Annotated in this window: 11 protein-coding genes and 1 pseudogene; 5 read left to right on the forward strand and 7 right to left on the reverse strand. The window is 68.3% G+C overall.

Annotated features, from left to right (window positions below):
- Positions 1-29: 29 nt before the first annotated feature.
- The 5 genes from Q0833_RS00685 to Q0833_RS00705 all read left to right on the forward strand — a co-directional run bounded on the left by Q0833_RS00685 (position 30) and on the right by Q0833_RS00705 (position 6,898).
- Complete coding sequence (locus tag Q0833_RS00685) at positions 30-692, forward strand: hypothetical protein (protein ID WP_298429119.1); 663 nt, start codon at positions 30-32, stop codon at positions 690-692.
- Positions 574-2,187, forward strand: coding sequence for a DNA polymerase Y family protein (locus tag Q0833_RS00690; protein WP_298429121.1), 1,614 nt, complete (start codon positions 574-576; stop codon positions 2,185-2,187). Before Q0833_RS00685 ends, Q0833_RS00690 begins: the two co-directional genes overlap by 119 nt.
- 155 nt (positions 2,188-2,342) lie before the next feature.
- Positions 2,343-5,645, forward strand: coding sequence for an error-prone DNA polymerase (locus tag Q0833_RS00695; RefSeq protein ID WP_298429124.1), 3,303 nt, complete (start codon positions 2,343-2,345; stop codon positions 5,643-5,645).
- 27 nt (positions 5,646-5,672) lie between these two features.
- Positions 5,673-6,371: an SDR family oxidoreductase gene (locus tag Q0833_RS00700; RefSeq protein WP_298429127.1), complete on the forward strand. Its 699-nt coding sequence runs from the start codon at positions 5,673-5,675 to the stop codon at positions 6,369-6,371.
- An 11-nt stretch (positions 6,372-6,382) separates the two neighbouring features.
- Entirely contained in the window at positions 6,383-6,898 is a 516-nt protein-coding gene (locus Q0833_RS00705) for a 2,4'-dihydroxyacetophenone dioxygenase family protein (RefSeq protein WP_298429129.1), read from the forward strand.
- On the opposite strand, the gene Q0833_RS00710 is transcribed toward Q0833_RS00705, so the two are convergent.
- The 7 genes and pseudogenes from Q0833_RS00710 to Q0833_RS00740 all read right to left on the reverse strand — a co-directional run bounded on the left by Q0833_RS00710 (position 6,888) and on the right by Q0833_RS00740 (position 14,353).
- On the reverse strand, positions 6,888-7,331 hold the full coding sequence (locus Q0833_RS00710; RefSeq protein ID WP_298429132.1) for a hypothetical protein: 444 nt from the start codon (positions 7,329-7,331) through the stop codon (positions 6,888-6,890). The two genes, Q0833_RS00705 and Q0833_RS00710, sit on opposite strands and share 11 nt — an antisense overlap.
- 5 nt (positions 7,332-7,336) lie before the next feature.
- Positions 7,337-9,748, reverse strand: coding sequence for a DNA topoisomerase (ATP-hydrolyzing) subunit B (gene gyrB, locus Q0833_RS00715; RefSeq protein ID WP_298429135.1), 2,412 nt, complete (start codon positions 9,746-9,748; stop codon positions 7,337-7,339).
- Positions 9,749-9,830: 82 nt separating this feature from the next.
- Positions 9,831-10,253, reverse strand: a pseudogene (locus Q0833_RS00720) (VOC family protein).
- Positions 10,250-11,335, reverse strand: a complete 1,086-nt coding sequence (gene recF / locus Q0833_RS00725; RefSeq protein ID WP_298429138.1) for a DNA replication/repair protein RecF — start codon at positions 11,333-11,335, stop codon at positions 10,250-10,252. Before recF ends, Q0833_RS00720 begins: the two are co-directional and overlap by 4 nt.
- A 19-nt stretch (positions 11,336-11,354) precedes the next feature.
- Positions 11,355-12,473, reverse strand: coding sequence for a DNA polymerase III subunit beta (gene dnaN, locus Q0833_RS00730; RefSeq protein WP_298429141.1), 1,119 nt, complete (start codon positions 12,471-12,473; stop codon positions 11,355-11,357).
- Between the two features lie 63 nt (positions 12,474-12,536).
- The gene (gene dnaA / locus Q0833_RS00735) at positions 12,537-13,868 is read right to left on the reverse strand and encodes a chromosomal replication initiator protein DnaA (RefSeq protein WP_298429144.1); all 1,332 of its coding nucleotides are present in this window, start codon (positions 13,866-13,868) and stop codon (positions 12,537-12,539) included.
- Positions 13,869-13,906: 38 nt separating this feature from the next.
- The gene (locus Q0833_RS00740) at positions 13,907-14,353 is read right to left on the reverse strand and encodes a rhodanese-like domain-containing protein (RefSeq protein ID WP_298429147.1); all 447 of its coding nucleotides are present in this window, start codon (positions 14,351-14,353) and stop codon (positions 13,907-13,909) included.
- Positions 14,354-14,495 lie beyond the last annotated feature (142 nt).

The raw sequence follows: 14,495 nt of genomic DNA on the forward strand, positions 1-14,495 counted from the left end.
ATTTTAGCGATTCCCCGGGTTGCCACGCCATGCCCGATTCCGATCCGCCCGTCCTGACGGAAGCCTTCTCGACCTCGCGGGACGGGGCGGGCACCGGCCTCGTGCTGGCCCAGATCGACCAGGCCGCCCCGCGCGGCCGGCCGATCCTCTGGGTGCAGGACCGGCGCGCGGCCAGCGAGGCGGGCCTGCCCTCGATCCGGGGAATCCAGAGTGACGAACGGCCCATCCTGAGGGTCACGGCGAACCGCGCGATCGACGCGCTCTGGGCGATGGAGGAAGGACTGGAATGCAACGCGTTGTCCGCCGTCATCGGCGAGGTCTGGGGCAATCCCAAGGCGCTCGACTTCACCGCGACCAAGCGGCTGGCGCTGCGGTCGAGGCGGTCGGGCGTGCCGCTCTGGCTGTTGCGCCCGGACGGGGTGGCGGACCTGTCGGTTGCCGCCGAGCGCTGGTCCGTCGCGGCGCTGCCATCGCTGGACAACACGCTCGACGCGCGTGCGCCGGGTCTGCCGCTCTGGGGCGCGGAGCTGTTCCGGTCGCGGGGTGCGCGCCCCGGCCGGTGGGTGGCCAGCCATGACCGGGCGACGCATCGCCTCGATCTGGTTGCCGAAGTTCGCGATGGCGCGGTGGGCACGGGTGCAGGCGGCGACGCCCCGGCCCGACCCCGTGCCGTGGGAGACGGCCGCCCCTGAGCCCGACCTCGACGCGCCGCTGGTGCTGGCCGCCGAGGGGCCCCATGGCCCGGTGATCCACGCGGCCAACGCGGCGGCATCCGAGATGGGCGCGTCCCGCGGGATGCGGGTCGTGGACATGCAGAGCCTCTGCCCCGAACTGATCGTGCGCCCGGCGGATCTGGCGGGCGACGCGGGCGCACTGGTGCGGCTGTCGCACTGGGCGCGGCGCTGGTGCCCGTGGTCGGCGACCGACGGGGCGGACGGCGTGGTTCTCGACACCACCGGCGCGGCCCATCTCTGGGGCGGCGAGGTGGGGATGCTGGCCGATATGGCGACCCGGCTGGACGGTCTGGGACAGGCTGCGCGCATCGCCGTGGCCCCGACCCACGGCGCGGCCTGGGCGTTGGCACGGCATGGCGACGCGGCCCCGATCTGCACCGAGGCCGCGCTGGCGGATCGGTTGGCGCCGCTGCCGGTGGCGGCGCTGCGGCTGGACGGCGCGACGGTCCTGACCCTGCGCCGCCTCGGCCTCAAGCGGATCGGCGACCTGATGGCGGTGCCCCGCGCCGTCCTCGAGCGGCGCTTCGGGCGCGATGGCCGGATGCTCGACACGCCGCTGCGCCGACTCGACCAGGCGCTGGGCCAGCTGCCCGAGCCGGTGGTCAGCCCCGCGCCGCCCGAGCGGTTCCGCGTGCTGCGCGGCCTGCCCGAGCCGGTGATGGATCCGCAGCCGCTGCTGCCCGAGCTGATGTCGGCGCTCTGCGACCGGCTGGGGGTGGCGGGGCAGGGCGCGCGCATCCTGCGGCTGGAGCTCTACCGCGTCGACGGGGCGACGGCGCGCTTCGATGCGGGCACGGCGCGGGCCAGCCGCGACCCGGACCACCTGCGCCGCCTGCTGGAGAAGCGCTTCGAAAGCCTCGACGCGGGCTTCGGCTTCGACATGATCGCGCTGGAGGCGACGCGCGTCGAAGACCAGGCGGCCGCGCAGGTCCGGCTCGACGGCGAGACCGAGAGTGACGTCGCCATCGCGACCCTGATGGACCGGCTCTCGGCCCGGCTGGGCGTCGGCGCCGTGCAGGTCCCCGAACTCCGCGAAAGCCACATCCCCGAACGGGCCGAGCGCTGGGTGCCCGCCCTGGCCGGCGGCACCCGGCCCCGCGCCGAGCGCCTCGCCCCCGGTGGTCTGGGCGGCGGCGGCCTGGTGGCGGCCCCCCGGCGCGAACGGCCCGTCCGGCTGCTGCAGGCGCCCGAGCGGATCGAGGTGCTCTATGCGGTCCCCGAAGGCCCGCCCGTCCGCTTCGCCTGGCGCAAGCGACCCTACCGGATCGCGCGGCATCAGGGCCCCGAACGGCTGGCCCCCGAATGGTGGCGCGCCCGGCCCGGCACGCGGTTGCGGGATTACTACAAGGTCGAGGTCGAGGAGGGCGCGCGCTACTGGCTGTTCCGCGAGGGGATCGTGGGCGACGGCCGGGGCGGCACGCCCGACTGGTTCATGCACGGGATGTTCCCGTGACCGCCCCGCCCGGACCTTCACGCGCCATTAAGGTTAACGCGCCCCTGTCGTCCTCTGGCCGGAAATACCTCGGGGGGCGTCGGCGCAGCCGACGGGGGGCTGGCCCCCCAACCCACGACCGGCATCCCGCCTGATCCCAGACCCGGAGCACTGCAATGCCCGACGCCCCGCTGACGCCCGACAAGCGCACGCTCGACCCCGACCAGGTCTTCACGAGGAACCCGCCCGCCCCCTTCGTCGAGCTGGGCGTGACGTCGTGCTTTTCCTTTCTGCATGGCGCCTCGGATGCCGTGGACCTGGCCACGACCGCCTGGAAGATGGGCTACCACGCCATCGGGATCGCCGACCGCAATTCGATGGCCGGCGTGGTGCGGATGCATACCGAAGCGACCACCACCCGGATGACGCCCCTGATCGGGACGCGGCTGATCCTGACCTGCGGGGCGGAGTTCCTCGCCTATCCGAAGGATCGCGACGGCTACGGCAATCTCTGCGCGCTGATCTCGAAGGGGCGGATGACCGGACCGAACGGCGAATGGCAGGAGAAGGGGCGCTGCGACATCACGCTGGCGGATCTGCGCGCACATCAGGCGGGCAGCATCCTGATCGCCGTGCCGGGCGACGACGTGGCGGCCTTCGCCGCCGACCTGCCGCGCCTGACGGACCGGATGCCCGCGCTGACCCATGTCGCGGCGGCCCATCTCTATCGCGGCGACGATGCCGCCCGGATCGAGGCGCTGGACCGGCTGGCACGTGCCCATGACCTGAAGATCGTGGCGACCAACGACGTCCATTACCACACGCCCGAGCGTCGCCCGCTGCAGGACGTGATGACCTGCATCCGCGAGAAATGCACCATCGCCGATGCGGGCTTCCGCCTCGACGCCAATGCCGAGCGCTACCTGAAGTCCCCACGGGAGATGCAGCGCCTGTTCGAACGCTGGCCCCATGCCATCACCGAGAGCCTGCGCATCGCCAACCGGTTGGACTTCTCGCTGAGCGAGCTGAAATACGAATACCCCGAGGACCACATCCCCGCCGGCCGCACCCCCGACGGGCATCTTCGCATCCTGACCGAGGCGGGCGCGGCGCTCCGCTATCCCGATGGCGTGCCGGGCAAGGTGCGCGACGCCCTCGAGAAGGAGCTGGCGTTCATCGCCGAGCGCGATCTCGCCCGCTACTTCATCACGATCCAGGAGATCGTGGAGTTCGGCCGGTCGCAGGACATCCTCTGCCAAGGCCGGGGATCGGCGGCCAATTCGGCGGTCTGCTTCTGCCTCGGGATCACGTCCGTGGACCCCGCGCTCAACGAGGTCCTGTTCGAGCGCTTCCTGAGCGCCGACCGCAACGAGCCGCCCGATATCGACGTCGATTTCGAGCACGAGCGCCGCGAGGAGGTCATCCAGCACATATACACGCGCTACGGCCGGGCCCATGCGGGGCTCTGCGCCACGATCATCCACTACCGCCCCCGCATGGCGATCCGCGAGGTAGGCAAGGTGATGGGTCTGACCGAGGACGTGACGAGTGCGCTGGCCAAGACGACCTGGGGCTCGTGGGGGTCGTCGACCGCCGACATGCACCCCGAAGATACGGGCGTGAACATCGCCGATCCGCTGGTGCGTCGCGTACTGCGCCTGACCGATCAGCTGATCGGAATGCCTCGCCATCTGGGTCAGCATGTCGGCGGCTTCATCATCACCGATCAGCCGCTGATCCGCACCGTGCCCATCGGCAACGGCGCCATGCCCGACCGGACGTTCATCGAATGGGACAAGGACGATATCGACGCGCTGGGCATCTTCAAGATGGACGTGCTGGCGCTGGGGATGCTGACCTGCATCGCCAAGTGCTTCGGTCTGCTGAAGGATCACTACGATATCGACATGGACCTCGCCACGATCGCCGAGGGGGACGCCGCGACCTACGACATGCTCTGCCGGGGGGATTCGCTGGGCGTCTTCCAGGTCGAGAGCCGGGCGCAGATGGCGATGCTGCCGAAGCTGAAGCCGCGCCGCTTCTACGACCTCGTGATCCAGGTCGCCATCGTCCGCCCCGGCCCGATCCAGGGCGACATGGTGCATCCCTATCTCAAGCGGCGCCGTGGCGACGAGGAGCCCGAATACCCCACGCCCGGTCCGCAATATCCGCAGGACGAGTTGCAGAGGATCCTCGGGCGGACGCTGGGCGTGCCGATCTTCCAGGAGCAGGCGATGAAGATCGCCATGGTCGCCGCGGAGTTCTCGGGCAAGGAGGCCAACGGGTTGCGCCGCGCCATGGCGACCTGGCGCTCGAAGGAGGATATCCGAAACCACAAGTCGCGCATGATCGACCGCATGGTCGCGCGGGGCTACGATGAGGCCTTCGCCACGCGCTGTTTCAGCCAGATCGAGGGGTTCGGCGAATACGGCTTTCCCGAAAGCCACGCCGCCAGCTTCGCGCGGCTGGTCTACGTGTCGAGCTATCTCAAGTGCCATCACCCGGACGTCTTCGCCTGCGCGCTTCTCAATTCGCAGCCGATGGGGTTCTACGCGCCCGCGCAGATCGTCGACATGGCGAAGAAGTCGGGGGTGACGGTCCTGCCGGTGGACGTGAATTATTCCGAATGGGACAGCCTGCTGGAGCCGACGGGCCCCGAGACCTACGCGCTGCGGCTGGGGTTCCGGCAGTTGTCGGGCCTGAAGGCCGATGAACTGGCCCGCCTGACCGCTGCGCGCGACCGGCCTTACGCGAATGTCGAAGAGCTGCGCCGCCGCACGGGCCTTTCGAAACGTGCGATCGAGACGCTGGCCTCGGCGGACGCGTTCCGCTCCTGCGGGCAGGACCGCCGCGCCGCGCTCTGGGACGCCAAGGCCATCCGGCGCGGCCCGAACCTGCCGCTCTTCACCCACGGGGACGCGCCGGATGTCGGCGTCGAGCCGGTCCATGCCCTGCCCGCGATGCCGATGCGCGAACATGTCGTCGCCGACTACCAGACCGCGCGCCTGTCGCTGAAGGCCCATCCCGTCAGCTTCATGCGCCGCGCCATGGATCGCGGCGGCTATACCCGGTCGGACCGGCTGCGATCCCTGCGCTTCAACCAGAGCTGTTCGGTCGCGGGGCTCGTGCTGATCCGGCAGAAGCCCGGCTCGGCCAAGGGGGTCTGCTTCGTCACGCTCGAGGACGAGGCGGGCGTCGTGAACGTCGTGATCTGGCCCGACCTCTTCGCCCGGTTCCGCCGCCCGATCATGTCGTCGCGCCTGATGGCGGTGCATGGGCACGTGCAGTTCGACGATGCCGTCATCCACGTCGTCGCCCGCGAGATCGCGGATCGCAACGACGCGCTGACGCGGCTCTCCGAGGACGAGTTGCAATCCGACCTCGCGCGCGCCGATCACGTCGTGAACCCGCTGCCCAGCCACACCTCCCGCCACCCGAGGGATGTGCGCGTCATCCCCAAGTCGCGGGACTTTCACTGACGCCCGTCGCGGCCTAGGCTCGGGGATATGAACACCGTCCTCGTCACCGGCGGCACGCGCGGGATCGGTGCGGGCATCGCGCGCAGCCTTGCCGGGGCGGGCTGGTCCGTCATCGCCGCCTCGGCCAGCCGGGCCGAGCTCGACGCCTTCGACGCCCCCGGCATCGCGACACGGTTGATGGATGTGACCGATACGGCGTCGGTCGCGGCCGCCTTCGAAGGGCTCGACCGGCTGGACGGGCTGGTGAACTGCGCGGGCATCATCGCCCGCGACGACGAATACGAGATCGAGACCTTCGCCCAAGTCATCGACGTGAACCTGACGGGGACGATGCGCTGCTGCCTCGCCGCGCATCCCCTGCTGGCGGCGTCGGGCGGGGCGATCGTGAACACGGCCTCGATGCTGTCGACATTCGGCGGGCCGCGCGTGCCGGCCTATTCGGCGTCAAAGGGCGGGGTGGCACAGCTGACGAAGGCGCTGGCCGGGCGCTGGGCCGGGGACGGCGTGCGCGTGAACGCGGTGGCGCCGGGCTGGATCGACACCGAGATGACCCAAAGCTTGCAGGCCGATCCGGCGCGCAACGGCGCCATCATGGCGCGTACCCCCGCCGGGCGTTGGGGCCGGGTCGAGGAGGTCGCGGCGCTGGTCCGCTGGCTGTTGTCGCCCGAGGCGAGCTACGTCACCGGCGCGGTCTATCCCGTCGATGGCGGCTACATGGCGATGTGAGGAGGACGGACATGAAGGATCACGACCCGAGGATGCCCTACCAGCTGCCGTTTCCGAAAGACGCGCTGGAGGAGATCGTGGTGCCCGACGCCATCCCCGAGGACGAGCGCCTCTGGGTGCCGCAGGCCGAGAACGTCTGGTTCCGCCCCCTCTGCCTCAACCGGTCGCAGGGCTACTGGATGAACCTCCTGCGCGTCCGTAAGTCCGGCGTGCTGTCGCGCCACCGGCATCCGCAGGGTGTGCATGGGTTCGTGCTCAAAGGACGCTGGCACTATCTCGAGCATGACTGGATGGCCGAGACCGGCTCCTACGTCTACGAGCCGCCGGGCGAGACGCACACGCTGGTCGTGCCCGAGGGCGTCGACGAGATGATCACCCATTTTCAGGTGAACGGCGTGATGTGCTACGTCGATCCGTGGGGCGAGATCCTGGGATACGAGGACGTGTTCACCAAGATCGATCTGTGCCGGAAACACTATGCCGAGGTGGGTTTCGGCGAGGACTACGTCAACCGCTTCATCCGCTAGCGGGCGTCGGCGTGAATCCTTCGGGATATCCCAGCATCACGCGCATCTCGGGCAGGGACATGTGCGACTGCTCGGCGACGCTGCGGGTGATGACTTCGACATATTGCGTGAAGCCCGGCATGAAGGCCGCCGGCATCGCGACCTCGCGCGCAGAGGTCAGCATCAGCTCGGCCCAGCGCGCGCGCTGGGCCTCGGTGAACTTCAGGCCCGCGTGCTGCCAGATGACGAAGCGCAGGTCGCCCCGCTCCTCGACATAGTCGCGCGGGCCCCCGAACGAGACCGACATCCACCCGGCCAGCCAGCGCGCGTGCTCGCTGGCCGCGGCGGTGAACATCGCGCCCAGCACGTCGTCGGCCACGGCCTTGGCGTAGAAGCTCTCGGTCATCTCGCGCAGGCGCTCGTAGCCGCCCGAAGCCTGGTAGAGCGTCGGCATCGGCGTCAGAAATCGAGATTCTCGACCGAGAGCGCGTTCTCCTGGATGAAGGCGCGGCGCGGCTCGACCACGTCGCCCATCAGCTTGGTGAACACGTCGTCGGCCTCGGTCATGTCGTCGATCTTGACCTGCAGGAGCGTTCGCGCCTCGGGGTCGAGCGTCGTCTCCCAGAGCTGGTCGGGATTCATCTCGCCCAGACCCTTGTAGCGCTGGAGGCTCAGGCCCTTCTCGCCCTCGGCCATTACGGCCTCAAGCAGATCCGTCGGCCCGTGCACGATGTTCTCGCGATCCTTGCGGACCAGTCGGCCCGGTGCGCGATAGGTGCCTTCGGTCGCGCCAGCGGCCTGCGCCAGCTTGCGCGCCTCGCCCGAGCGCAGGACTGCGCCGTCAAGCGTTCGTACCTCTTCGACACCGCGCAAGACGCGGGCCAACCGGATGCCGTGATCCTGGGTGATGCGCCCCGTCCAGCCCCGCTCGTATTCTTCGGCCACCTGGTCCAGCCGGGCGGCCACGCGGTCCGCGACGCCTTGCAGGTCCGACAGGCCCTCGGCGTCGAAGGCCCCGGCCAGCGCCGCCTGTTCGAGGATGTGGCGCGGGTAGTGGGTCGGGAAGGCGTCGAGGATGCGCTTGAACACCCGGCTCGCCTGCACGACGCGGTCGAGGTCGCGGCCCGCGATCTCCTCACCCGAGGGCAGGCGAAGCACCGCGCCGTCGGTGCCCTGCTGAACGAGGTAATCCTCCAGCGCGGTCTGATCCTTGAGATAGACCTCGGACTTGCCGCGCCCGACTTTGAAGAGCGGCGGCTGCGCGATGTAGAGATGCCCCTGCTCGATGATCTCGGGCATCTGGCGGTAGAAAAACGTGAGCAGCAGCGTGCGGATATGCGCGCCGTCCACGTCCGCATCGGTCATGATGACGATCTTGTGGTAGCGCAGCTTGCCCATGTTGAACTCGTCGCGCCCGATGCCCGTGCCCATCGCGGTGATCAGCGTGCCGATCTCCTGGCTGCCGAGCATCCGGTCGAAGCGCGCGCGTTCGACGTTGAGGATCTTGCCTCGGAGCGGCAGCACGGCCTGGTTCTGGCGCGATCGACCCTGCTTGGCCGATCCGCCGGCGCTGTCGCCCTCGACGAGGAACAGCTCGGCCTTGGACGGGTCCTTCTCTTGGCAGTCGGCCAGCTTGCCGGGCAGCGACGCCACGTCCATCGCGGTCTTGCGCCGGGTCAGCTCGCGCGCCTTGCGCGCCGCCTCGCGGGCGAGGGCGGCCTCGATGATCTTGCCCACGACCTCGCGCGCGATCTGGGGGTTCTCCTCGAACCACTCGGCGAGCTTCTCGTTCACGAGGTTCTCGACCGCGGGCCGCACCTCGGACGAGACGAGCTTGTCCTTCGTCTGGCTCGAGAATTTCGGGTCGGGCACCTTGACCGACAGCACGCAGGTCAGCCCCTCGCGAGCGTCGTCGCCGGTGAAGTTGATCTTCTCCTTCTTCGCGATCCCGGAGGATTGCGCATAGAGATTGATCGTCCGCGTCAGCGCGCCGCGCAGGCCCGCCAGATGGGTGCCGCCGTCGCGCTGGGGGATGTTGTTGGTGAAGGGCAGGACCGTCTCGTGGTAGCTGTCGTTCCACCACATCGCGACCTCGACGCCGATGCCGTCGCGCTCGCCCTCCATGTAGATCGGCTCGGGCATGACGGCGCTTTTCGAGCGGTCGAGATACTTGACGAACTCCCGCACGCCGCCCTCGTAGAAGAGCTCGGTGCGCAAGGGGTCGGCCGGACGCTCGTCCTCGAGCACGATCTTCACGCCGGAATTGAGGAAGGCCAGCTCGCGCAGGCGCTTCTCCAGCGTCGCGAAGAGGTAATCGAGGTTCGAGAAGGTATCGAGCGAGGCCATGAAGCGCACTTCGGTCCCGGTTTCGGTCGCGTCGCCCACGACCTTCAGGTGTTCGACCGTGTCGCCATGTTCGAACCGGGCGACATGCTCCTTGCCGTCGCGCCAGACCCGCAGCTCCAGCCAGTCGCTCAGCGCGTTGACCACCGAGACGCCGACGCCGTGCAGGCCGCCCGAAACCTTGTAACTGTTCTGGTCGAACTTCCCGCCCGCATGGAGCTGGGTCATGATGACCTCGGCCGCCGAGACGCCCTCTTCCTCGTGCAGGCCGACCGGAATGCCGCGCCCGTTATCCTTCACAGAGACGCTGGAATCGGCATGAATCTTGACGCTCACCTCGGTCGCGTGACCGGCCAGCGCCTCGTCGATGCCGTTGTCCACGACTTCGTAGACCATGTGGTGCAGACCGGACCCGTCATCGGTGTCGCCGATATACATGCCCGGCCGCTTGCGTACGGCCTCCAGGCCCTTGAGAACCTTGATGGAATCCGCACCGTATTCCTCGGGCGTGGGGGCTGCGTCAGCCATTGTCGATTATCCCCTTCGTGTCCCCCAAGATATATGATCCCGGGCGGGGATTGTCACGCGAATGACACCAAATCTGGTGGGTTCAGGCGGTCTCGATCCAGCCATCCGGATTGAGCGGCCAGACCGGGTTGAACGCGTACTCCCAGACATGTCCGTCCGGGTCCGCCCACTAGCTCGAATATCCGCCCCATTCCATCTTCGCCGGCCGTGACACCGCGCGGGCGCCGGCCGTGATCGCAGCATCGAACGCGGCGTCCACCTCTACCTCGGACGGCCAGTTCACCGAGAGCGTCATCGCGCCCCGCCCGAGTTCGGAGACCGGGCGCCCCAGTTCCTGTGCGAGCGCGTCGAGCCCGAAGAGCCCGAGCTTGAACCCGCCCATGGCAAAGAAGGCGACCGAGGGCGGCGCGTCCTCGGCGACGAGGCCCAGCCGCTTGTAGAACGCCTTCGACGCAGCCAGATCGGCGACGCCCAGCGTGATGAGGTTCAGCCGGTTCGGTGTCACGCGATCTCCACGCGGCTTTCGCCGTCCTCTTCGGTCACCTCCAGATGCATGGCCCCCTCCAGCCCGTCGAACAATTCCCTGCCGGTTCCCGTCAGGAAAACCTGACCACCGAGCGCATGGAACTCGGCATAGAGCGCCGCGCGGCGGTCGGCGTCGAGATGGGCCGCGACCTCGTCCAGCAGCAGGATCGGTGGCGTCCCATCGTCGGTCTTCAGCGCGCGGGCATTGGCGAGGATCAGCGAGATCAGAAGCGCCTTCTGCTCCCCGGTCGAACAGAGCCGCGCCTCGATGTCCTTGGCGGCATAGCGCCCCAGAAGATCGGTGCGATGCGGCCCGATCAGGCTGCGACCCGCCGCCATGTCGCGGGATCGGCTGGCGGCAAAGTCCTCGGCGCCGACCGGCGCGCCGCCATCCGAGAGGGCCAGCGCGGCGGCGGGGAAGGGGCCGTCTTTATCCTGCGCGGCAACGAGACGGGCGAGCGCGGCCACGCGGCGGGTTTGGATGCCCGCGCCGTACTCGGCCATCTGCGCCTCGAGTGCGGCATACCAATGCGCGTCCCGAACCCCGTCCTTCAGAAGGCGGTTGCGGTCGCGCATCGCCTTCTCGTAGCGCAGCGCGCCTTCGGCATGGGCCGGATCGAAGGATAGGACCATCCGGTCGAGGAACCGGCGCCGCCCCTCGGCGCCTTCGAGCCAGAGCCGGTCCATCGAGGGCACCAGCCAGAGCACCCGCAGCAGCCGCGCGAGGGCCACCTGCGCGGTCGACTTGTCGTCGATGCGGGTGGTCCGGGGTTGGCCGGGCTCGGCGCGGAGTTCGATGTCGTGCGGCACGTCACCCGAAACCGTCGCCGCGATCCGCCAGCCCAGCGCCTCGGGGCGGCGGATGATCTCCTCGGCCTGCGCGCGGCGCATGCCCCGTCCGGGCGACAGGAGCGAGATGGCTTCCAGGAGATTGGTCTTGCCCGCGCCGTTCGGCCCGTGGATGGCGGTGATCGGCGCGTCGAAGGTGAGCCGCGTGCGGCGGTGCGAGCGGAAATGCGACAGGGCGAGCGTGGCGACCCGACCCGGAGGGGCGTCAGACACGCATCGCCCCGAAGGGGCGTCAGACACGCATCGGCATGACGACGTAGATGGCGCTCTCGTCGCCGCCCTCGCGCATCAGCGTGGGATCGCCCGCATTGTTGAAGAGGAAGACCGCATTCTCGCGGTCCACCTGGCCCGCGATTTCCTGCAGGTACTTGGCGTTAAATCCGATTTCCAGCTTCTCGTCGCCATAGGCCACGGCCAGTTCCTCCTCGGCGGCGCCCGCGTCGGGGGCGTTTACCGACAGGGTCAGCCGGTCCTCGTCGAGGCTCAGCTTGACGGCGCGGGACCGCTCCGACGAGACGGTGGCCACCCGGTCGACGGCCTTGGCGAAATCGGCGGCATCCACCTCGAGCTTGCGGGTGTTGCCGGTCGGGATAACGCGGACGTAGTCGGGGAATGTGCCGTCGATCACCTTCGAGGTCAGCGTGATCTCGGGCGTGGCGAAGCGGACCTTCGTCTCGGAAACGGAGACGGCGATCTGCATGTCGTCATCGTCCAAGAGCTTGCGCATCTGGTCGACGGTCTTGCGGGGTACGATCACGCCGGGCATGTCGGCGGCCCCGTCGGGCAGCGGCGCGTCGACGCGCGCCAGTCGATGCCCGTCGGTCGCCACGCAACGCAGCGCCTGGCCGTCGGCGCCTTCGGCCACATGCATGTAGACGCCGTTGAGGTAGTAGCGCGTCTCCTCGGTCGAGATGGCGAAGCGCGTCTTGTCGAAGAGCCGCCGCAGCACGGGAGCGTCGCAGGAGAAGTTGGCCGCGTAATCCGAGGACGCCATGACCGGGAAGTCTTCCTTGGCCAAGGTCGCAAGCGAGAAATGCGACCGGCCCGCGGTCACGTTCATCCGGCCCGCGGCCTGATCCTCGTCGATCTGGACGAGCGCGCCATCGGGCAGCTTGCGCACGATCTCGTGGAAGAGGACAGCGCTGACGGTGGTACCGCCCGACCGCTCGACCTGCGCGGGGGCCTTGTCGATCACCTCGATATCGAGATCGGTCGCCTTGAAGCTCACCCCGTCATCCGCGGCTTCCATCAGGACGTTGGCGAGGATCGGAATAGTGTTCCGGCGCTCGACGACGGCCTGCGCCTGGCTCACCGCCTTCAGGAGGGCGGCGCGTTCGATGGAGAATTTCATGACGACCTCGTCGATATTCGGACGCGCAGCATACCCGGCGCGCGCCCGCGCGCAATGGCCGTGTCAGCCGTCGAGCTTGCGCGTCAGAAGCTCCGCATCCTCGGCGATCTGCGGCTCGGCCGCGATCAGCTCCTCGATCTTGCGCACGGCGTAGAGCACCGTCGTGTGATCGCGCCCGCCGAACTTGCGACCGATCTCGGGATAGCTGCGCGGCGTCAGCTTCTTGGAAAGATACATCGCCATCTGCCGCGGCCGTGCGACCGTGCGCGAGCGGCGGGCGGAGGTCATGTCCGACATGCGCAGGTTATAGTGATCGCAGGTCGTCTTCATGATGTCATCGATCGTCAGCTTCTTCTGGCTGGAGCGCAGGACATCGGACAGCACCTCCTGCGCATGGGCCATCGAGACCGGCTGCTTGAGAAGGTCGGCATAGGCCGCGAGGCGGGTGACCGCGCCTTCGAGCGCGCGGATCGAGGTGTTGATGCGGCTGCCGAGGAACTCCAGCACGCCGTCCTCGACCGTGAAGCCCTTGTAGTGCTCGCCCAGGCTTTCGACGCGCTGCTGCAGGACGCCGAGGCGAAGTTCGTAATCGGCCGGGTGAAGGTCGACCACGAGGCCCATCTCGAGGCGCGAGGTGATCCGCTCCTCGAGATCCGAAATCTCGGCGGGGCTGCGATCGGCCGAGATGACGACCTGCTTGCCCTGGTTCACCAAGGCATTGAACGTGTGGAAGAACTCTTCCTGGGTGCTGTCCTTGCCGGCGATGAACTGCACGTCGTCGACCAGCAGCACGTCGACGCTGCGGAAGAGGTGCTTGAAATCCATGGTGTTCTTTTCGCGCAGGGCCTGCACGAAGCGATACATGAACTGCTCGGCCGAGAGGTAGAGCACGCGGCACTCGGGGTCGCGTTCCTGGATCTGCCAGGCGATCGCCTGCATCAGGTGCGTCTTCCCGAGGCCGACGCGACCATGCAGGAACAGGGGATTGAAGCTGACGGCGGCGCCAGAAGCGACGCGGCGCGCGGCGGCATGGGCCATCTCGTTGGACTTGCCGACGACGAAGCGGTCGAAGGTGAAGCGCTTGTCCAGCTCGCTTTCGCTGCGGGACCGGGTGCGGGGCGCGACCTCGTCGGGGGTGTTGGAAACGGGGCGATCGGAGTCGGCGGCGCAGACGAGGCGGGTGACGTCGGCACCACCTTCGGTCATCCGGCGGAGGATCACGTCCTGATAGTTCTGGCCGACCCATTTCCCGATGAAATCCGTCGGGGCCGTCAGGTGCAGGACGCGGCCTTCGACCGACGCGAATTCCAGCGGCGCGATCCACGCCTTGAAGTTATGCGCTCCCACGTCCTTCGCGATCACGCCTTTGGCGTGTTGCCACGTCCCGTCCGTCATGTCTGCTCTCCGGCCCTGTCCCGCTTCAATCGTTCCATTCAGGACTGACGCCATGCCAATCCTCGGGCCTTCCATCCATTGAGGCCCCCCCGTCGTCCCAACGGATCCAGATCGCCTTCGAACCCCTCGGCCACGTTGATGCATGTCACGGCGCCTCCCTCGTCACCAAGGGCGTCCGCCACGGCCTGGGCCGCCTGCATCGACCGAGCGCCCGAGCGGCAAATGAAGAGAAGGTGGGATGGCAGTCCCGTGAGCCCTTCCTTCAATGCCGCGACGAACGCGGGGTTGTGGTCCATGTCGGGCCAGGACTTCCATTCGATGCGAGCGACGTCCTTGTTCAGATCCGACAGGTCGGCCCCTCCCACGAAATCCCACTCGGGTCGGGTCCGAACATCCACAAGTGTCGCGGCGGTCTCTTTCGATAAGATGTCCCACGCCTCCCGAGGCCCCACCTCGAGGATTTGCGGACCCGCTGCGGTGCCCATGCGATGTTCCCACTAGAGCGATCTGACTCGCTGTATGGAGGGAATATCGTTCGCGCCCGATCCGCTTCAATCGAACGTTGGTCTTGACTCGCCGCTGGGCGGAAAAGAATCTCGATCGTGCAGCGCATGTCCATGTCTTTCA

It is taken from the genome of uncultured Jannaschia sp. (genome assembly GCF_947503795.1).
GTDB lineage: Bacteria > Pseudomonadota > Alphaproteobacteria > Rhodobacterales > Rhodobacteraceae > Jannaschia.

Coding starts and splice junctions, on each gene's coding strand:
- Q0833_RS00685 (WP_298429119.1), top strand. CDS start 30: ATGCCCGATTCCGATCCGCCCGTCCTGACGGAAGCCTTCTCGACCTCG.
- Q0833_RS00690 (WP_298429121.1), top strand. CDS start 574: ATGACCGGGCGACGCATCGCCTCGATCTGGTTGCCGAAGTTCGCGATG.
- Q0833_RS00695 (WP_298429124.1), top strand. CDS start 2,343: ATGCCCGACGCCCCGCTGACGCCCGACAAGCGCACGCTCGACCCCGAC.
- Q0833_RS00700 (WP_298429127.1), top strand. CDS start 5,673: ATGAACACCGTCCTCGTCACCGGCGGCACGCGCGGGATCGGTGCGGGC.
- Q0833_RS00705 (WP_298429129.1), top strand. CDS start 6,383: ATGAAGGATCACGACCCGAGGATGCCCTACCAGCTGCCGTTTCCGAAA.
- Q0833_RS00710 (WP_298429132.1), bottom strand. CDS start 7,331: ATGCCGACGCTCTACCAGGCTTCGGGCGGCTACGAGCGCCTGCGCGAG.
- gyrB (WP_298429135.1), bottom strand. CDS start 9,748: ATGGCTGACGCAGCCCCCACGCCCGAGGAATACGGTGCGGATTCCATC.
- dnaN (WP_298429141.1), bottom strand. CDS start 12,473: ATGAAATTCTCCATCGAACGCGCCGCCCTCCTGAAGGCGGTGAGCCAG.
- dnaA (WP_298429144.1), bottom strand. CDS start 13,868: ATGACGGACGGGACGTGGCAACACGCCAAAGGCGTGATCGCGAAGGAC.
- Q0833_RS00740 (WP_298429147.1), bottom strand. CDS start 14,353: ATGGGCACCGCAGCGGGTCCGCAAATCCTCGAGGTGGGGCCTCGGGAG.